The sequence below is a fragment of the Pseudomonas sp. ACN8 genome (assembly GCF_002303925.1).
Lineage (GTDB): Bacteria > Pseudomonadota > Gammaproteobacteria > Pseudomonadales > Pseudomonadaceae > Aquipseudomonas.
Map to the genome: position 1 here is coordinate 117,217 of NZ_MRCS01000006.1, position 18,682 is coordinate 135,898.

18 protein-coding genes are annotated in these 18,682 nt (G+C 62.0%); 4 read left to right on the plus strand and 14 right to left on the minus strand.

The genetic code is table 11. The annotated features are described in order from the left end of the window. Positions 1-17: 17 nt before the first annotated feature. From BSF44_RS05120 to paaF, 13 genes are all read right to left on the minus strand, one after another. On the minus strand, positions 18-1,664 hold the full coding sequence (locus tag BSF44_RS05120; RefSeq protein ID WP_056722557.1) for a cation acetate symporter: 1,647 nt from the start codon (positions 1,662-1,664) through the stop codon (positions 18-20). Then, the gene (locus tag BSF44_RS05125) at positions 1,661-1,969 is read right to left on the minus strand and encodes a DUF485 domain-containing protein (RefSeq protein WP_095942561.1); all 309 of its coding nucleotides are present in this window, start codon (positions 1,967-1,969) and stop codon (positions 1,661-1,663) included. Before BSF44_RS05125 ends, BSF44_RS05120 begins: the two co-directional genes overlap by 4 nt. 168 nt (positions 1,970-2,137) lie before the next feature. Next, positions 2,138-3,214: a 1,2-phenylacetyl-CoA epoxidase subunit PaaE gene (gene paaE / locus BSF44_RS05130; protein WP_095942562.1), complete on the minus strand. Its 1,077-nt coding sequence runs from the start codon at positions 3,212-3,214 to the stop codon at positions 2,138-2,140. 34 nt (positions 3,215-3,248) lie between these two features. Next, a complete protein-coding gene (gene paaD / locus BSF44_RS05135; RefSeq protein WP_095942563.1) occupies positions 3,249-3,782 on the minus strand; it encodes a 1,2-phenylacetyl-CoA epoxidase subunit PaaD in 534 nt (177 codons plus the stop codon). Continuing rightward, positions 3,769-4,530, minus strand: coding sequence for a 1,2-phenylacetyl-CoA epoxidase subunit PaaC (gene paaC, locus BSF44_RS05140; RefSeq protein ID WP_095942564.1), 762 nt, complete (start codon positions 4,528-4,530; stop codon positions 3,769-3,771). Before paaC ends, paaD begins: the two co-directional genes overlap by 14 nt. Before the next feature lie 8 nt (positions 4,531-4,538). Beyond that, positions 4,539-4,820 carry a 1,2-phenylacetyl-CoA epoxidase subunit PaaB gene (gene paaB, locus BSF44_RS05145; protein WP_007943393.1) on the minus strand — a complete coding sequence of 94 codons (282 nt, stop codon included), beginning with the start codon at positions 4,818-4,820 and terminating at the stop codon, positions 4,539-4,541. A gap of 28 nt (positions 4,821-4,848) precedes the next feature. Beyond that, complete coding sequence (gene paaA, locus BSF44_RS05150) at positions 4,849-5,838, minus strand: 1,2-phenylacetyl-CoA epoxidase subunit PaaA (protein ID WP_095942565.1); 990 nt, start codon at positions 5,836-5,838, stop codon at positions 4,849-4,851. 441 nt (positions 5,839-6,279) lie between these two features. Next, positions 6,280-7,605, minus strand: a complete 1,326-nt coding sequence (gene paaK, locus BSF44_RS05155; protein WP_095942566.1) for a phenylacetate--CoA ligase PaaK — start codon at positions 7,603-7,605, stop codon at positions 6,280-6,282. 99 nt (positions 7,606-7,704) lie between these two features. Next, the gene (gene pcaF, locus BSF44_RS05160; RefSeq protein WP_095942567.1) at positions 7,705-8,916 is read right to left on the minus strand and encodes a 3-oxoadipyl-CoA thiolase; all 1,212 of its coding nucleotides are present in this window, start codon (positions 8,914-8,916) and stop codon (positions 7,705-7,707) included. Next, positions 8,909-9,358, minus strand: coding sequence for a hydroxyphenylacetyl-CoA thioesterase PaaI (paaI, locus tag BSF44_RS05165; protein WP_095942568.1), 450 nt, complete (start codon positions 9,356-9,358; stop codon positions 8,909-8,911). Before paaI ends, pcaF begins: the two co-directional genes overlap by 8 nt. Next, a complete protein-coding gene (gene paaH, locus BSF44_RS05170; protein ID WP_095942569.1) occupies positions 9,351-10,868 on the minus strand; it encodes a 3-hydroxyacyl-CoA dehydrogenase PaaH in 1,518 nt (505 codons plus the stop codon). Before paaH ends, paaI begins: the two co-directional genes overlap by 8 nt. Positions 10,869-10,871: 3 nt before the next feature. Beyond that, complete coding sequence (gene paaG / locus BSF44_RS05175; RefSeq protein ID WP_095942570.1) at positions 10,872-11,663, minus strand: 2-(1,2-epoxy-1,2-dihydrophenyl)acetyl-CoA isomerase PaaG; 792 nt, start codon at positions 11,661-11,663, stop codon at positions 10,872-10,874. A 39-nt stretch (positions 11,664-11,702) separates the two neighbouring features. After that, positions 11,703-12,476: a 2,3-dehydroadipyl-CoA hydratase PaaF gene (gene paaF, locus BSF44_RS05180; protein WP_095942571.1), complete on the minus strand. Its 774-nt coding sequence runs from the start codon at positions 12,474-12,476 to the stop codon at positions 11,703-11,705. A gap of 348 nt (positions 12,477-12,824) precedes the next feature. On the opposite strand from paaF, the gene paaY reads away from it, so the two are divergent. The 3 genes from paaY to feaR all read left to right on the plus strand — a co-directional run bounded on the left by paaY (position 12,825) and on the right by feaR (position 15,518). Beyond that, entirely contained in the window at positions 12,825-13,421 is a 597-nt protein-coding gene (gene paaY / locus BSF44_RS05185; protein WP_095942572.1) for a phenylacetic acid degradation protein PaaY, read from the plus strand. 157 nt (positions 13,422-13,578) lie between these two features. Next, positions 13,579-14,502 (plus strand): phenylacetic acid degradation operon negative regulatory protein PaaX, encoded by a 924-nt coding sequence (gene paaX / locus BSF44_RS05190; RefSeq protein WP_095942573.1) that lies wholly within the window; start codon positions 13,579-13,581, stop codon positions 14,500-14,502. Between the two features lie 101 nt (positions 14,503-14,603). Beyond that, positions 14,604-15,518, plus strand: a complete 915-nt coding sequence (gene feaR, locus BSF44_RS05195; protein ID WP_095942574.1) for a transcriptional regulator FeaR — start codon at positions 14,604-14,606, stop codon at positions 15,516-15,518. A gap of 137 nt (positions 15,519-15,655) precedes the next feature. Here feaR and tynA read toward each other — a convergent pair whose 3' ends face one another. Next, positions 15,656-17,944, minus strand: coding sequence for a primary-amine oxidase (tynA, locus tag BSF44_RS05200; protein ID WP_095942575.1), 2,289 nt, complete (start codon positions 17,942-17,944; stop codon positions 15,656-15,658). Between the two features lie 232 nt (positions 17,945-18,176). On the opposite strand from tynA, the gene BSF44_RS05205 reads away from it, so the two are divergent. Beyond that, positions 18,177-18,677, plus strand: coding sequence for a sigma-70 family RNA polymerase sigma factor (locus BSF44_RS05205; protein WP_095942576.1), 501 nt, complete (start codon positions 18,177-18,179; stop codon positions 18,675-18,677). Positions 18,678-18,682 lie beyond the last annotated feature (5 nt).

Sequence of the window (18,682 nt, forward strand, 5' to 3'; positions counted from 1 at the left end):
TTATTCCCTGCCAATATTTAGTGTTTGCTGGCGCCGGTGGCACCGATGCCGGTCATCGAGCGGATGAACTGCGCCAGATAACGGCCACGCTCAAGGGCTGCACGAGGCGAGGTGTCGGTGACGGAAAACAGCCATGCACTAAAGAACGCCAGGCTCATGGAAAACAGCGCCGGGTTGGAGTACGGGAACAGCGCCTTGTCGTGATGCATCACGTTGACCCACACCGCCGGGCTCAGCACCAGCAAGACAATCGCCGAGACCAGTCCGGACAGACTGCCGAGAACCGCGCCGCGGGTGGTCAGGCCTTTCCAGTACATCGAGAGGAACAGCACCGGGAAATTCACCGACGCGGCGATGGCCAGCACCAGACCCGAGAGGAAGGCGATGTTCTGCGACTCGAACAGCAGGCCGAGGATGATCGCCAGCACACCGATGCACAGGGTGGCGATGCGCGACACGCGCATTTCTTGCTGCTCGCTGGCCTGGCCTTTGCGCATCACGCAGGCATACAGGTCGTGGGACACCGCCGAGGCGCCGGACAGCGCCAGCCCGGCAACCACTGCCAGGATGGTGGCGAAGGCGACCGCCGAGATGAAGCCGAGGAACAGGTTGCCGCCTACTGCCTGGGCCAAGTGCACGGCGATCATGTTGCCGCCGCCGATGATCGCGCCGCTGGCGTCACGGAACGCTGGATCGGTGCCGACCATGACGATGGCGCCAAAGCCGACGATGATCAGCAGCAAGTAGAAGTAGCCGATGAAACCGGTGGCGTAGAACACACTTTTACGCGCTTCCCTGGCATCGCTGACGGTGAAGAAACGCATCAGGATGTGCGGCAGGCCGGCGGTGCCGAACATCATGCCCAGCCCCAGGGATATCGCGTCGATCGGGTTGGACAGCAAGCCGCCGGGGGCCATGATCGCATTGCCCTTGGCATGCACGGCGGTGGCGCCGGCAAACATCGCCTCAGTGCTGAAGCCGAAGTGCTTGAGCACCATGAACGCCATGAAGCTGGTGCCGAACAACAGCATCACCGCCTTGATGATCTGCACCCAGGTGGTGGCGAGCATGCCGCCGAAGGTCACGTAGAACACCATCAACACGCCGACCAGCATGACTGCGTAGAGGTAGTCGATACCGAACAGCAACTCGATCAGCTTGCCGGCGCCGACCATCTGCGCCACCAGGTACATCAGGGCCACTGTCAGGGTGCCGAAGGCCGAGGTCAGGCGCACCGGGGTCTGTTCCAGGCGATAGGAAACCACGTCGGCAAAGGTGTACTTGCCCAGGTTGCGCAGGCGTTCGGCAATCAGGAACAGGATGATCGGCCAGCCGGCCAGCACGCCCAGGGCGTAGAGCAAACCGTCGTAGCCATTGAGGAACATCATCGCGGAAATGCCGAGGAACGAGGCGGCCGAGATCATGTCGCCGGCAATCGCCAGACCGTTCTGGAAACCGGTCATGCCGCCGCCAGCGGTGTAAAAGTCGCTGGTGGAGCGGGTGCGAAGAGCCGCCCAGCGTGTCACGCCGAGGGTGAACAGCACAAACACCAGGAACATGCCGATGGCGTTCCAGTTCAATGGTCGGGACGCGCCGTCGGCGGCCATCGCAACATCAGTGACAGCCGCCAGCGGCAGCAGGAACAACGCAAGAAGGCGGTTCATCGGGCGCACTCCTGCTTGAGTTTTTCATTCAGCGGATCGATCACGTTGTTGGCGCGATAGACATAGAACCCGGTCAGCGCAAAGGCCAGCCCGACGATGACGACACCCACCAGCATGCCCACGGTGGTCACGCCGCCGCTCAGGGATTGACCGAGGGTAGAAGGGGAGAAAGCTACCAGCAGCACGAAGCCGTAATAGATCACCAGCATGGCCAGGCTCAATGACCAGTACAGCTTCTGTTTACGGCGAACCAGCTGGATGAAATCCGGGTGCTGGCGAATGAGTTCTACTTCATGGGGTGTCATGACGCGCGCTCCTTTGTTGTTTTTGTTTTGGGTGAAACTACGGCTCGGCCCCTGTAGGAGCGAGCCTGCTCGCGATGGTCGTCAACGATAACGCTGGGTGCCTGATACCCCGTGGCGATCTCGGGTCCATCGCGAGCAGGCTCGCTCCTGCAAGGGTTTTGTGTTGATTCAGAGCTGATCGAAATCCAGCACTACCTTGTCGCTGACCGGGAACGCCTGGCACGACAGCACATAACCGGCCGCCACTTCGTAGTCTTCCAGGGCGTGGTTGCTGTCCATTTCCACTTCGCCTTCGATGACCTTGCACTTGCAGGTCGAGCACACGCCGGCCTTGCACGAGTAGGGCAGTTCCGCACCTTGCTCGTTACCCGCTTCGAGGATGCTCTGGCTGTTGCGCGGCAGGTCGAACGCCAGGGCGCGGCCGTCGCTGATCACAGTGATCTGGCTGACCGCCGCATCCACCTGGCGGGCGGCTTCACGGGCGGCGCGTTTTTGCTCGCTGCCGACGGCGGCGAACAGTTCGAAATGGATGCGCTCTGGTTGCATGCCCTTGGCCTTGAGGCTGTCGCGCACGGTCTCGGTCATTTCCTGCGGGCCGCAGATGAAGGCGGCGTCGAGGGCCTTGACGTCGAGCCAGCGGCTGAACAGTTGCTCGCATTTCTCGGCGTTGATCCGGCCGTTGTACAGGTCGACATCCTGCTGTTCGCGGCTGAACACGAAGATCAGGTTCAGGCGTTGCAGGTAGCGGTTTTTCAGGTCTTCGAGCTGTTCGCGGAATAGCGCCCCGGAGCTGGAGCGGTTGCCGTACAGCAGGGTGACGCGGCTGTGGGGCTCGGTTTGCAGGGTGGTCTTGATGATCGACAGGATCGGCGTGATGCCGCTACCCGCCGCCACAGCCAGGTAATTGCCATGGCGCGCCGGGTCGAGCTCGACGCAGAAGTGCCCGGCCGGTGGCATCACTTCCAGGGTGTGCCCGGCTTTCAGCTGTTCGTTGGCAAACGCCGAGAAGCGCCCACCCGCCACACGTTTGATGGCGACACGCAGTTCACCGTCGTTGACCCCGGTGCAGATCGAATAGGAGCGGCGTACTTCTTCGCCGTCCAGTTGGGTGCGCATCACCAGGTGCTGGCCTTGGGTAAAGTGGAAGCTGTCCTGCAAGTGCTGCGGAATCTCGAAGGCGATGGACACCGCGTCACGGGTCTCGGTGCGCACGTCCTTGATGGTCAGGCTGTGAAATTTGCTCATTGTTGTTCTCCAGCTGGGACGGCCGATTCGCCGCTCAGATGCACTTGAAATAGTCGAACGGTTCCCGGCAATCGATGCAGCGGTACAGCGCCTTGCAGGCGGTGGAGCCGAACTGGCTGAGGACCTCGGTGTGGGCGCTGCCGCATTGCGGGCACACAACCTGCGGGCTCTCACAGAGCAGGCTGCGTTTGCTGGTGCTGCCCTCGGGCGGCGCGATGCCATAGGCGCGCAGGCGTTCGCGGCCGCTGTCGCTGATCCAGTCGGTGGTCCAGGCCGGGGTCAACTTGCGCTCCAATTGCGGCGCCTTGAATCCAGCCAGTTCCAGGGCTTCGCGGATGTCGCTCTCGATCACTTCGGTGGCCGGGCAGCCGGAGTAGGTCGGCGTGACCACCACGTGAAGGTGACCGGCCTGCCAATCCAGATCGCGGACGATACCCAGGTCAACCACGCTGACCACCGGCACTTCCGGGTCCATGACCTCTGCCAGAATCGCCCACGCGGCTGCCAGGTCGGTCGGTTGAGCCGGCCGGGCGCCGAGGTCGCTGGCGATCAGCTCACCAGGTTGCATCGGGGTACGCTCGCGGCAGGAACTGCATTTCGGCCAGCAGGATGCCCAGGTGTTCGGTGTGCAGGCCTTTGCGTGCATTCAGGTAGAAGTAGTTCGGCGCCGCAGGAACGGGCAGGGTGGCGCCGGTGAAAATCTGCTCGACCCTGACCTGCCACTGAGCGGCCACGCTGGCGATGTCCGGGGTGATGCCGGCTTCGCAGAGGCGTTGCTCGCTGGCATCAAAGGCGATCAGTTCAACGGTGAAGCGCCAGACCTCGGGAATCGCCGCGAGCATGCGCTTGTGGCTTTCCTCGGTGCCGTCGCCCATACGCTCGATCCATTCGCCGGAGCGGCGCAGGTGATAGGTCACTTCCTTCACCGCCTTGGCGGCGATCCCGGCGATGCGTTCGTCGCTGGACTGGCTGAGGCCCTGCAGCACCGGCAAATGCCAGGCGTCATAGAGGAACTGCTTGAGCATGGTCACCGCGAAGTCGCCGTTGGGTTGTTCCACCAGCAGCAGGTTGCGATAGGCGCGCTCGTCACGACGAAACGCCAGGTGATCGGCATCACGGCCGTCGTCCAGCAGTTCGGCGGCGTATTCCAGCCAGTTGCGCGCCTGGCCCACCAGGTCCAGGCCGACGTTCATCAGCGCCAGCTCTTCTTCCAGCGCCGGGGCCTTGCCGCACCACTGGCACAGGCGCTGGCCCTGGATCAGGGCGCTGTCGCCGAGGCGCAGCAGGTATTCGATCAGATCGGTCTTGTTATTCATGGTCGACCTCACATGTGCCCGACTTCGGCCGGCAGCTCGTAGAAGCTGGCGTGGCGGTAGACCTTGTCGTCCGACGGATCGAACAGCGGGTCTTTTTCATCCGGCGACGAGGCGGTGATCAATGCCGAAGGCACCACCCACAGGCTCACGCCTTCGCTGCGACGGGTGTAAAGCTCGCGCGCGTTCTCGATGGCCATGGTGGTGTCGGCGGCATGCACGCTGCCGACGTGCTTGTGGTTGAGGCCGTGCTTGCTGCGCACGAAGACTTCGAAGAGGGTCCACTCGGACATTTCAGTTACTCCACATCAGGTGGCCGGATCAGGCGGCGTTCTTGTTTTGTTTTTTGCGGGCGTGGGCGACGGCGGCTTCACGGACCCAGGCACCGTCTTCCATCGCCTTGCGGCGGGTGGCGACGCGTTCCTGGTTGCACGGGCCGTTGCCCTTGAGCACTTCGTAGAATTCGTTCCACTGGATGTCGCCGAAGTCGTAGTGACCGCGTTCGGCGTTCCATTTCAGGTCCGGGTCGGGGCAGGTGCAGCCCAGCAGCTCAAGCTGCGGGATGGTCTGGTCGATGAAGCGCTGGCGCAGTTCGTCGTTGCTCTGGCGCTTGATTTTCCAGGCCATGGACTGGGCGCTGTTCGGCGAGTGTTCGTCGCTCGGACCAAACATCATCAGCGACGGCCACCACAGACGGTTGATCGCGTCCTGGACCATGTCTTTTTGCGCCTGATTGCCGTGGCGCATCATGGTCAGGAGGATTTCGTAGCCCTGGCGCTGGTGGAAGCTCTCTTCCTTGCAGATGCGCACCATGGCCCGGGAGTAGGGGCCGTAGGAGGTGCGCTGCAGCACCACCTGGTTAACGATCGCCGCACCATCCACCAGCCAGCCCACCGCGCCCATGTCGGCCCAGTTCAGGGTTGGGTAATTGAAGATGCTCGAGTACTTGGCCTTGCCGCTGTGCAGCTTGGCGACTTCTTCATCGCGGTCGGCACCGAGGGTTTCCATGGCGCTGTACAGGTACAGGCCGTGGCCGGCTTCGTCCTGGATCTTGGCCATCAGTTGCAGTTTGCGTTTGAGGCTTGGTGCGCGGGTGACCCAGTTGCCTTCGGGCAGCATGCCGACGATTTCGGAGTGGGCGTGCTGGGAAATCTGCCGGATCAGGGTCTGGCGATAGGCATCTGGCATCCAGTTCTTGGCTTCGATCTTGATTTCTGAATCAATTTTTTCCTGGAAGGCGCGTTCCTGTTCGGACATCTCCGAGAGGTCCTTGATGCGCTTGACGCCTGTTTCTACGAGCTGTGCGTACATTTTTGAGTTCCCGCCTTGAATCTGTTCTGGGGCATGGGGAACTTTATAAGCGATACAGAATTTAATATCAAACACAAAATGACGTGTCGTATTTGTTTTTTGTATCGCTTTGGGTGGGTGGGCTGTTTTTGGGGGGTGCAGGATAGTCGGTGTGCATATCCATTTCTGCGGTAACGGCCACCTGTGGGGCGAGCCTGCTCGCGAAGACGGCCTGACAGCCAACCAATCCCTTACAGGCATACTCGGATCAACTGTAGGAGCGAGCCTGCTCGCGAAAAACCTCCAGACAACGCATACCTCCAGACAGCGCGCGTCATCGTTGACCTCCATCGCGAGCAGGCTCGCTCCCACAGAAAAGCTGATGGGTGTGCACCCAAAACCCAAAAAAAGAGCCCCGCAAAAGCGGGGCCATAAGGGGTGCAGCAGTCATGCTTTGGGAGGTCATGCTTTCGGACGTTTATCCACCACGTGGCAAGCTTTGCCTTCCGATCGCTTGATCGAATGAAACGGCTGCAAAACAATCCGCGAACTGATCCCGATATACGTCTTGATGTGCTTGCTCAACTCCCCGCAAACAGCCTTCTGCTGTTCATCGCTCAGGTGCTGGTGCTCAGCCTTGAGCTCGACATGCACATCAACACTGTCCAGGTTGCCATTGCGATACAGATGGATCTCATAGCACTCGGCAAGTTGTTTGACTTTGAGAACCTGCTCCTCGATCTGCGTCGGAAACACGTTGACCCCGCGGATGATCAGCATGTCATCGCTGCGCCCGGTGATCTTGTCGATGCGTCGCATCGGCCGTGCGGTGCCCGGCAGCAGGCGCGTCAGGTCGCGGGTGCGGTAGCGGATCATCGGCAGGGCTTCTTTGCTGAGCGAGGTGAACACCAGTTCGCCCATCTGCCCGTCCGGCAGCACTTCGCCGGTGACCGGGTCGATGATTTCCGGGTAGAAGTGGTCTTCCCAGATGGTCGGGCCGTCCTTGGTTTCGGCGCATTCCATGGCCACGCCCGGGCCCATGATTTCCGACAGGCCGTAGATGTCCAGGGCGGTGATGCCCATGCGTGCCTCGATGGCGCTGCGCAGCTCGGCGGTCCACGGCTCGGCGCCGAAGATGCCCAGGCGCAGGGCCAGTTTGTGCGGGTCGATGCCTTGGCGCTCGATTTCATCGGCGATGTTGAGCATGTAGGACGGCGTGACCATGATGATGTCCGGCTGGAAATCCTTGATCAGTTGCACTTGTTTTTCGGTCTGGCCACCGGACATCGGGATCACCGTGCAACCCAGGCGTTCGGCGCCGTAGTGCGCGCCGAGGCCGCCGGTGAACAGGCCGTAGCCGTAGGAAATGTGCACCTTGTCGCCACGGCGGCCACCGCCAGCGCGGATCGAGCGCGCCACCACGTTGGCCCAGGTGTCGATGTCGTTCTGGGTGTAGCCGACCACGGTGGGTTTGCCGGTGGTGCCGCTGGAGGCGTGCAGGCGCACGATGTCGTGCATCGGCACGGCAAACATGCCGTAGGGGTAGTTGTCTCGCAGGTCGGACTTGGTGGTGAAGGGGAATTTCGCCAGGTCGTCGAGGGACTTGATGTCGTCCGGGTGCACGCCCAGCGCATCGAAACGCTGACGGTACAGCGGCACGTTGTTGTAGGCGTGGTTCAGACTCCAGCGCAGGCGCTCCAGCTGATGCTGGCGCAGCTCGTCGATGCTGGCGGTTTCCAGCGGGTCCAGCACAGGGTCCAGCACGGCTTTGGCAATTGGCATGTTCATGTGTTCACTCGAATTGTTTTTGTGTTCCAGCCCTTTTGCACAAGGGCTTTGAGTGCATGCCCCAAGGATACCTCTCGGCTCCTTGGGAATCGCGATTCTTTAGTGGGATAGACGCTCGATAATCAGCGCGATCCCTTGGCCGACACCGATGCACATGGTGCACAGGGCGTAGCGGCCGTTACGTTCTTCCAGCTCGTGCAGGGCGGTGGTCACCAACCGTGCGCCGCTCATGCCCAGTGGATGGCCCAGGGCGATGGCGCCGCCGTTGGGGTTGACCCGCGGGTCGGTGTCGCTCAGGCCCAGTTCACGCAGTACCGCCAGACCCTGTGCGGCGAAGGCTTCGTTGAGCTCGATCACGTCCATGTCGGCCAGGCTCAGGTTGGCCACCTCCAGCACCTTGCGGGTGGCCGGCACCGGGCCGATGCCCATGATCCGTGGTTCGACGCCGGCAGTGGCCATGGCCACGACCCGGCCACGGGCGGTCAGGCCGTGGCGTTTGGCGACTTCCGGGCTGGCCAGCAGCAAGGCGCAGGCCCCGTCGTTGACCCCGGAGGCGTTGCCGGCGGTGATGCTGCCGCCTTCGCGGAACGGCGTGCCCAGCTTGGCAAGCTGTTCAAGGGTGGTGTCGCCGCGTGGGTGTTCGTCGTGCTCGACCACTTTGGCCGGGCCTTTGCGCTGCGGAATTTCTACAGCGACGATTTCCTTGGCCAGACGCCCGCTCGCTTGGGCGGCGGCAGCGCGTTGCTGGCTGCGCAGGGCGAAGGCGTCCTGGTCGGCCCGGGAGATGTTGAACTGTTCGGCGACGTTCTCCGCCGTTTCCGGCATGGAGTCGATGCCATAGGTCTTTTTCATCAGCGGATTGACGAAGCGCCAGCCGATGGTGGTATCGAAGATCTCGGCCGACCGGGAAAACGCCTGCTCGGCCTTGCCCATCACCAGTGGCGCGCGGGACATGGATTCGACGCCGCCGACCAGCATCAGCCCGGTTTCGCCGCTGCGAATCGCCCGGGCGGCGGTGCCGATGGCATCCAGCCCGGAGCCGCACAGGCGATTGAGGGTGGTGCCCGGCACGCTGACCGGCAACCCGGCCAGCAGCGCCGACATGCGTGCGACGTTGCGGTTGTCTTCGCCGGCCTGGTTGGCGCAGCCGTAGATCACGTCGTCGACCGTGTTCCAGTCCACTTGCGGGTGACGGCGCAGCAGTTCGCGCAACGGTACCGCGCCGAGGTCGTCGGCGCGCACGCTGCTCAGGACGCCGGCGTAACGGCCAATCGGGGTCCGGACTGCGTCGATGATCAGGGCGTCATTCATTGGGGGTCTCCTGCGTCAGCACCGGGCCGCGCACTTTGTAGGATTTGCCGTGGAACAGGGCGATCAATTGGCCCTGCTGGTTTTCGATGCGCACGTCGTAGTTGCCGGTGCGCCCGGAACGGCTCTGCTCGATGCAGTCGGCGTTCAGCGTGTCACCCAGGCGCGCCGGGGCGATGTAGTCAATGCTGCAACCGATGGCCACGGTGGCTTCGTTGTAGCTGTTGCAGGCAAAGGCGAATGCCGAATCGGCCAGCGCGAACAGGTAGCCGCCGTGGCACGTGCCGTGGCCCTGGACCATGTCGGCGCGCACTGTCATGCCCACTCGCGCGCAGCCGGGGCCGGCCGAGAGCAGGCGCATGCCCATGGCCTGGCTGGCGGCGTCGCGCTGGAACAGCGATTGCGCGCATTCACTGGCCAGGGACATGGCTTCATGGTTAGTCATGGAAGTTTCTCCCTTCGGCGACGCGACGGCGCAGCAGCAGCGACGGCCGGTAGCGTTCTTCGCCATAACTGGCTTGCAGGTTTTCCAGCGTTTCAAGAATGTGCGACAGGCCAATGGCATCGGCCCAGGCCAGCGGCCCTTGCGGATAATTGACCCCGGCGCGCATGGCCAGGTCGATGTCGGCGGCCGAGGCCACGCCTTGCAGCAGGGCGTCGGCGGCTTCGTTGGCGAGCATGGCCACGGTGCGCAGGACGGCGAGGGCGGGGCTGTCGCTGAGCAGGCTGACCTTCAGGCCGGCCCGTTGCAGCAGGGCAACGCCTTGTTCGAGTGCCAGCGGGTCAATGCCTGCCGCATGGCTGATGGCGATGCGTTTGGCATGACAGTAATCGAATGCCAGATCCAGCAGGATCAGGTTGCGCAGCCCGTCTTCGTGAGCCCTCTGGCAGGCCATGCGCCCGTCGCTCAGGGCCAGCACGGCATCACCGACCCGCAGCAAACCTTGGCCGTCGCGCTGGATGATCTCGACGCCTTGTTCATGCAAGCGTGCGAGCAAGCCTTTAGCGATACCGAGGTCGCCTTCCACAGCACAAACCTCGACCTTCGCATCGCTGCTGATTTCAGCGGCGTGCGGGCGCTCCGCACCTTGGGCGTAGCTATAGAAACCCCGACCGCTCTTGCGTCCCAAACGCCCGCCGTCCACCAGTTCTTTCTGGATCAACGACGGCAGGAAGCGCGTGTCCTGGTAGTAAGCGTCAAACACCGAGCAGGTTACGGCGTAGTTGACGTCATGGCCGATCAAATCCATCAGCTCGAACGCGCCCATGGCGAAACCGCCAGCCTCGCGCATCAACGCATCCAGTGTCGGGCAGTCGGCCGCGCCTTCCTGCAGCATCCGCAGGCTCTCGGCGTAGAACGGCCGGGCCACGCGGTTGACGATGAAACCCGGCGTCGAACGGGTGTGCACCGGTTTTTTGCCCCAGGCCTTGGCGGTGTCGTACAGGCACTCGGCGAGTGTCGGATCGCTGGCCAGGCCGGAGACGATTTCCACCAACGCCATCACCGGCGCCGGGTTGAAGAAGTGCAGGCCGAGCAGGCGTTGTGGATGATCAAGCTGTGCGGCGATGCTGGTGATCGATAGCGACGAGGTGTTGCTGGCGAGGATGCAATGCGTGCCGCAGATGCCTTCGAGCTGACGGAACAGCGCGCGTTTGACCTCGAGGTTCTCGACGATGGCTTCGATGATCAGATCGCAGTCGGCCAGGGTCTCGATGGCTTCTACCGCTTGCAGGCGGGCAATCGTCGCGCTGCGCAAGTCGGCGGACAGTTTGCCGTTCTCGACCCGCTTGCCCAGTTGGCGGTCGATGCCTTCAATCGCTTGAGCGGCAGCGCCGGGACGATTGTCCAGCAGCAATACCGGATGGCCGGCCTGGGCCGCGACCTGGGCGATACCGGCACCCATGGCCCCGGCGCCGATCACGGCGATGCGTGCGTTGGTGTTCAGTGCGGTCATGACTCAGCGTCCCTTGAAGCTTGGGGTGCGTTTTTCCATGAAGGCGCCGACGCCTTCGCGGTAGTCCTCGCTGCGCCCGGCCAGACGTTGCAGATCTTTTTCCAGCTCAAGCTGCTCGTCGAAGCTGTTGCTCAGGCTGGCGTTGAGGCTGCGCTTGATCAGTGCCAGGCCGTAGGTCGGCTGGGTCGCCAGGTGGCGGGCCAGTTTCAAGGCTTCGTCGCGCAAATCGGCGTCGTCCACACACTGGTAGATCAAGCCCCATTGCTCGGCTTGTTCGGCGCTCAGGCGGTTGCCCAGCAGCGCCAAAGCCTTGGCCCGGGCCATGCCGACAAGACGCGGCAGGGTCCAGGTGCCGCCTGAATCAGGGATCAAACCAATCTTGCAGAACGCCTGGATGAAACTGGCCGAACGCGCCGCCAATACCAGATCGCAAGCCAGCGGAATGTTGGCGCCAGCCCCGGCCGCCACACCATTGACCGCGCAGATCACCGGCAGCGGTAGGTCGCGCAACTGGCGGATCAACGGATTGTAGAACCTCTCGATGGACTCGCCCAGATCCGGCACGGCGCTGCCCGGCGCGACATTGCGGTCGCTCAGGTCCTGCCCGGCGCAGAAGCCGCGGCCTTCACCGGTCAGCAACAACACGCGCACGTCCGGGTTCTGCCGTACTTGCTTGAGTGCTTCCTTCACTTCGCCATGCATCTGGGTGTTGAAGCTGTTGAGCTGGTCTGGCCGATTGAGGCTGAGCAGGGCGACGCCGGCGTCGATGGAAAACAGGATGTGTTCGAAGTTCATGGTCTTGGCGTTCTCTTGGCAGTCGTTCGAATTCAGTGGTTACTGGCCGGTGAAGGTCGGCGTGCGCTTTTCCTGGAAGGCGGCAATGCCTTCGTCGCGGTCGCGGGTGCCGGACAGCACGGTGAAGGCGTGGCGCTCGAAACGCAGGCCGCTGGCCAGGTCGGTGTCCATGGCCTTGAGCAGCGACTCTTTGGCCAGGCGCACCGCCAGCGGTGCCTTGGCCGCGATGCTGCGGGCGATGTGCAGGGCGCGCTCGACGGTGAGTTCCGGTTGGGTGACGTCGCTGACCAGGCCGGCGCGCTGGGCCTGGCGGGCGTCGATCGGCTCGCCGGTCAGCACCATCTGCATGGCCATGGATTTGCCGACGGCGCGCAGCAGGCGTTGGGTGCCACCGGCGCCAGGCATGATCCCGAGGTTGATTTCCGGCTGGCCGAAACGGGCGTCTTCACCGGCAATGATGATGTCGGCGTGCATCGCCAGTTCGCAGCCACCGCCGAGGGCGAAGCCGTTGACGGCGGCGATCAGCGGTTTGCTGAAGCGGGTAATGGTTTGCCACGAGGCCTGGCGCGGGTCGTCGAGGATCCCGACCAGATTTCGTTCGGCCATTTCCTTGATGTCGGCGCCGGCGGCGAAGGCCTTGCGGCTGCCGGTGAGGACCACGGCGCGGGTGTCGGGGTCAGCTTGCGCAATGCTCAGTTCGGCGGCCAGTTCGCCCAGCAACTCGGTGGTCAAGGCGTTCAGGGCTTGCGGGCGCTGCAGTGTAATCAGACGGACGCCAGGCTCGATCAATTCGACGGCAAGGGTCAGAGGCATGGCGGATGCTCTCACGGTGCACGCTCGGCGTGGTGCCGGCTCGTTATTGGATCGGCCGCGGGGGCCGGTTTTGCCCAAGTATAGCTATAACGTGATACGTAAATGCAATATGAAAATAGATTTAATGTGTCTTATTGGTGAGTGTTTCGATTTTCAGGCTTCCTGCCGAAGGGGGGCTGATGGCGGGTTTTTTCTAGAAAACATTGGGTTTGGCGGCGATTTTAGAGACGCGTTGGCATTCGTCGGAAAGGTGCATTTCAAGTGATACGGTTTTTAGTCTTTGTACTGTTAAAACTGATGTGATACAAAATTAGTAATTATTTGCATCGCTTTGTGAGGGACGCGTTCATGACCTGCTACAGCCTTGATGGCCTGACTCCGGTGGTTGACCCGAGCGCTTATGTGCACCCGTCCGCCGTATTGATCGGTGACGTGATCATCGGCCCCCATTGCTATGTCGGTCCGCTGGCCAGCCTGCGTGGAGATTTCGGGCGGATCGTGCTGGAGGAGGGCGCCAACCTGCAGGACACCTGCGTGATGCACGGTTTCCCCGACAGCGACACCGTGGTCGAACGCAACGGCCACATCGGCCACGGCGCTGTGCTGCACGGTTGCCGGATCGGCGCCGATGCGCTGGTGGGCATGAATGCGGTGGTCATGGACAACGCCCGGATCGGCCCGCGTTCATTCGTTTCGGCGGCGGCGTTCGTCAAGGCCGGCTTCGAATGCCCGGAGCAGTCGCTGGTCATGGGTGCACCGGCCAGCGTCAAGCGCAGCCTCAGCGATCAGGAAGTGGCGTGGAAACAGGCCGGCACCCGGGAATATCAGCAACTGGCCCAGCGTTGTCTGACGCAGATGCAGGTCTGCGATCCACTGAGCGAACCGGAGCCGGATCGCCCGCGTATCAGTGACAGCGGGTTGCGCCCGAAAGGCAGTGCCTTGTGAACACGGCCCCTTGTAGGAGCCAGCCTGCTGGCGAAGGTGGGTCAACTACCTTGGCGTTGACTGACACACCTTCGCCAGCAGGCTGGCTCCTACAAGGGGTTGGGCTTAACCGGTTGGCTTTCGGTATATTCCTTTTCTTTTTTCGCACGGAACGCCCATGTCGTCCCTGACTCCCTTGAACCATCTGATTACCCGCTTCCAGGAACAGACGCCAATCCGCGCCAGTTCCTTGATCATCACGTTGTACGGGGATGCCATCGAACCCCATGGCGGCACCGTCTGGCTGGGCAGCCTGATTCAGTTGCTCGAGCCCATCGGCATCAACGAACGACTGATCCGTACCTCGATTTTTCGCCTGACCAAGGAAGGCTGGCTGACCGCCGAAAAAGTCGGTCGTCGTAGCTATTACAGCCTGACTGGCACCGGTCGCCGGCGTTTCGACAAGGCCTTCAAGCGGGTCTACAGCACCACGATGCCGGCCTGGGATGGTTCCTGGTGCCTGGTGATGCTCTCGCAGCTGACACAGGACAAACGCAAACAGGTGCGCGAGGAGCTGGAGTGGCAAGGTTTTGGTGCGATCTCGCCGGTGGTGCTGGCTTGTCCGCGCAGTGACCGCTCTGATGTCAACGCGACGCTGCTCGACCTCGGCGCCCAGGAAGACACCATCGTCTTCGAAACCACCGCCCAGGACGTACTGGCCTCCAAGGCCCTGCGCCTGCAGGTGCGCGAGAGCTGGAACATCGAGGAGCTGGCGGCGCACTACAGCGAGTTCATTCAGCTGTTCCGGCCGCTCTGGCAGGCGCTTCGCGAGCAGGAAAACCTGCAACCGTCCGACTGCTTCCTGGCGCGGATCCTGCTTATTCATGAATACCGCAAACTGCTGCTGCGCGACCCGCAGCTGCCGGACGAATTGTTGCCCGGCGATTGGGAAGGCCGTGCGGCCCGGCAGTTGTGCCGTAATATTTACCGTTTGATCTATGCCAAGGCCGAAGAATGGCTGAACGCCGCGCTGGAAACGGCCGACGGCCCGTTGCCGGATGTGGGTGAAAGCTTCTATCGGCGTTTTGGCGGACTGAAATAGCACGTCATTGTTCAGGGAATGGTGCGGTTCAGGAGACTCGAAGCATCCGATGTCGTGTGGATTGACGTAGACAATAAAAATAAGCCTGCGTGAGGCCTGACATGATTTCTACAACAGCACAGCGCCATGATGGGTTCGACCAGTGGATCCATCAGATCAACCAGATCTGTGGCGCCTTCAACGCACAACCCCTGGGCAGCGAATTTGCCGGGCGTATCCGCGAATACCAGAGCGATGCGCTCAAGCTCAGTTTCGTCGACGCGTGCCAGGCGCGGCTGTACCGTACGCCCCAGGAAGTCGCGGCGGGCGAGGGTGGCAAGTATTTTGCGGTGTTCCAGCTCGACGGCACGGCGGGCATGGCCCAAGGCGACGACAAGGTCTTGCTGTCCCCCGGCGACATCACGCTGATCGATGCCGCGCGGCCCAGCGACTTCACCTACGGCGAAAACTCCCGGCAGTTGTCGCTGATCCTGCCGTATCAACTGGTCGAACAAACCCTGCGCTTCAATCAGGTCAAGTGCGGCCACCGGATTGCCGCGACCTCGCCCATTGCGATGCTCTCGCACCGGCTGATCCTTGATGCCACCCGCCAGCAGCACCTGACCCGCCAGGAAAGCGAAGCGACCCTGGAGGCGATTGTCAGCCTGCTGCGCCCGGCGATCAGCCAGACCGACGACTGCACCGATTCCCACGAGCGCATTTTCCGCAAGACGCTCACCTGCATCGACGAAAACATTCGCTCCGAAGACCTGTGCCCGGAATGGCTGGCGCGGGAAGTCGGCATGTCCACCCGCGGCCTGTACCGCATGTTTGCCAAGAAGGGATTGGTGGTGGCGCGCTACATCAAGAACCGTCGCCTGGACCTGTGCGCCGAATCCCTGCGTCGGTCAGGCAGGGACGAGAAGTTGTCGGTGCTGGGGTATTCGTGGGGGTTTTCCGATTCGAGCTACTTCTCCACCGCGTTCAAATCGCGCTTCGGCATTGCGCCGGGAGAGTATCGCAAGCGGTATGCCTGATCGGTTCCGGCCAACCCTGTAGGAGCGAGCCTGCTCGCGAAGAACTCAAGGACACCGCGATTCTATTGAATTGGCGCGTTATCGTTGACGACCATCGCGAGCAGGCTCGCTCCTACAGGGTTTTGCGTTCGGCCTGGTTACTTCGGTGAGCTGAGATTCAAGGTCGGCGTTTCATCGAAGAAGTTCCAAGGCTTGAGCAGCACATGCACCCATTCGGTCGGCATGATCGGCCATTCCTCGGCACGGGCGATGTGGGTGGTGCCGGTGGTCAGCCAGACCACATCGTCGGTGTTCTCGATGGAGTGGTTGTCCTGGGTGAACTGCCCCAGGCCCGAGTCCTTATCCGAGCGGTTCGGGTACTTGCCTTCCGGGTATTTTTCTTCCGGGTTGTATTGCGTCACCCATAGCTGCTTGTCCATGAAACTCAGGCGGTGGTAGAGCCATTCGTCCTTGCCGAAGTTGGCGCCCTTGGCCACCGGGTGCGTGCCGCCGGCGTACGGAATCAGCTGATAGGAAACCGGGTTGCCGACCTTGTTCTCCTTGCTGGAGTTGGTCAGCAAACGCACGGTCGACGGGTCGAATTTCTGCGCCGCCTGTTGCTCGGTTGTGACGACTTTGGTTTCGGTCTGCATGGTGCTGGTGCGCGGGCCGCCACGGTCGTTCGGCAGCACCACCGGGTTCACTTCCACCAGCGAATTCTGCTCGCCGTCCACGTCCATGTCGAGGCGGAAGTTGTAGATGTGCTGGTGCGTGGTGCCGACGATGTTGTGGTCCAGCAGGGTGCCGTAGCGTGTGTCTTCCCTGGCGGTGTCTTCGTGCATGGTTTTCGATTTCACGCCCTTGACCGCTTCGATGCCGGTGGCGCCGGCGTCGATGCCGAGGGTGCCGTTCTGCTGGAAGACCCAGTCGAAGATGTAGTCGTAGTTGCCCACGGTACTGATCCAGCGCACCACCAGTTCACGACGCTCGGTGCTGAGGTTGGGCTGGCCCATTTCCTGGTGTTTGTATTCCGGACCTGCGTAGCGCTCGAACACCGCCATGGCGCGCGGGATTGCCGTCGGTGCGCCGGTATAGTCGGCGATGGTGGCGTCCAGCAACACGGCGTTTTGCGGGGCGTCTTTGCCACGGGCAATCGGTGAAGTCAGGGTGCCCATGCCGTAGTCGCCGGAGTCGAGGTAGGCCTTGAAGTACCAGCCGATATCCGGGTCGCCGTAAGGCACGATCATGCCGCCCAGCGAACCTTCGTACATGATCTTGCGTTTCTTGCCCTTGTCGTCGTAGGTGACGGTGGACAGGACCGGCCCGACTCGCGAGTCGAGTCGAACGTGGAAGTCCCAGTTCTGCCAGTGAATGCTGTTGCCGCTGATGGTGTAGTTCTTGCCCTCGGGCTCGATGATTTCCAGCGGTTTGACCGCCACGCCCTGGCGTCCGCGACCGTCATACGGCGTCGGCTTCATCGGTACCGGGATGAGCGCTTCGTCTTCGATCTTGATCAGTTTCTTCTGTTCCAGGTCGACAATCGCTACCAGGCCCTCGATCGGGTGCGCCCAGTAATTACCGTCACCGGTGTTGAGGTAGCTGACGATTTTCAGCAGGCGCTTGTCCTGAGCCAGGCCGTCCTTACCGTCGAAGTAGCCGACGGTCAGCGGCGTGGCCACGACTTTCTTCACGTCATTGATGCCGCGCTTGGCCAGGGCCTGGGCGTACTCCGGGCTGGTTTCCACGGCGGTTTGCACCGTGGCGAAATCGTCCAGCAGGACCATGCCGTGGGCGCCTTCGATCGGCTTCCAGGACTTGAGTGCTTTGGTGTCGAGATCGACCAGCGCTTCGATCACGTGCTTGCCGTCGAGCACCACGATCGAGGCCTCACGCGGCTGGGCGACGTTCTGCCCGGTAAAGACGAAGTTCCACACCTGATCCTTCGGCGGCTCCTTGATCGAGACTTCGGTGAAGCGGAAACCGGGTTTGTAGTTTTCCGATTTCTTGACGATGTCCACGGCCGTGGTGATTTCGGCCGCGCTCAGGGGATTGAGCGGGTTGGGGCGGGTCTCGACGACGAAGGTCTTGTCCAGCCCGGATTGGAACACCTGGTTGATAAAGTCCTTGGACATGAACGCCGTATGGTCCTTGAACACCACCGGCACCGTCAGCTCGATACGCTTGCCGTTGAGCATCGCCACTTTGCTGTCGGGCTTGACCTTGAGGTAGACCCCGTCCTTGGCGATGGTGAACAGATTGGCGTAATCGTCCCATTTCACCGTGGCGCCAAATTCCTCAAGACCCGCTTGCAGCGGCACCATGTCGGCGTGACCGCCGTGGGCCTGGGCATTGCCCGCCCAGAAAGGCAGGCCGAAGGTGCTCAGGGTGATGGCCAGGGCGAGGCGGGCAAGCGGTGTTCTTTTGGGCGACGCTTTGGGGCTGAACATGGGTGAATTCCTGGGGAAAAGCCGGGTACGGGCACTCCTGCACTTTGTTACAACCCGTCAATGGATGCTTTTGAATGCCTGCCAGATTTCTTGGGTTCCGTGCCGCGATCCAGCTTTCCTGACGGAAGGCACATTGGCAAGCGGACAAAGTGCTCGTTCATTGGAGCGCAGTCATTGCTTCAAGTTAATAGGAAGCATTACTATTCACGCCCCGTCTCCACAGCACACCGCAATGACCTTCAAGCTGCCCCGCAGACACGGCTTTTTCGAGCATTACGAAGAGTTGGTTGGTACCTGGACCCGTCGCCTGAGGAATCGTCAGCAGGCCGAGGACCTGGCCCACGACACCTTCGTGCGGGTGCTTGAGTCCGATTCGGCGGTGGTGCAACAGCCCCGGGCGTATTTGCACCAGACCGCGCGCAACATTGCCGTGGACGGTTATCGGCGTGAGGACCGGCGGGGCGCCATGGAGTCCGAGGCGATTGATCTCAGTGAGTCGCCGACCGGCGACCCGGAGCATTTCATGCACGCGATCCAGCTGGCTGATTCCATCGAACGGGCACTCACCGAGCTGCCGGTCAACTGCCGCAAGGTGTTTGTCTGGCAGAAAATCGAGGGCCTGACCCAGGCCGAAATCGCCGAACGCCTGGGGCTGTCCAAGAACATGGTGGAAAAGTATATGATCCGCACGCTTCGGCACCTGCGTGATCGCCTGGACGGGTTGCAGTCATGACCGGC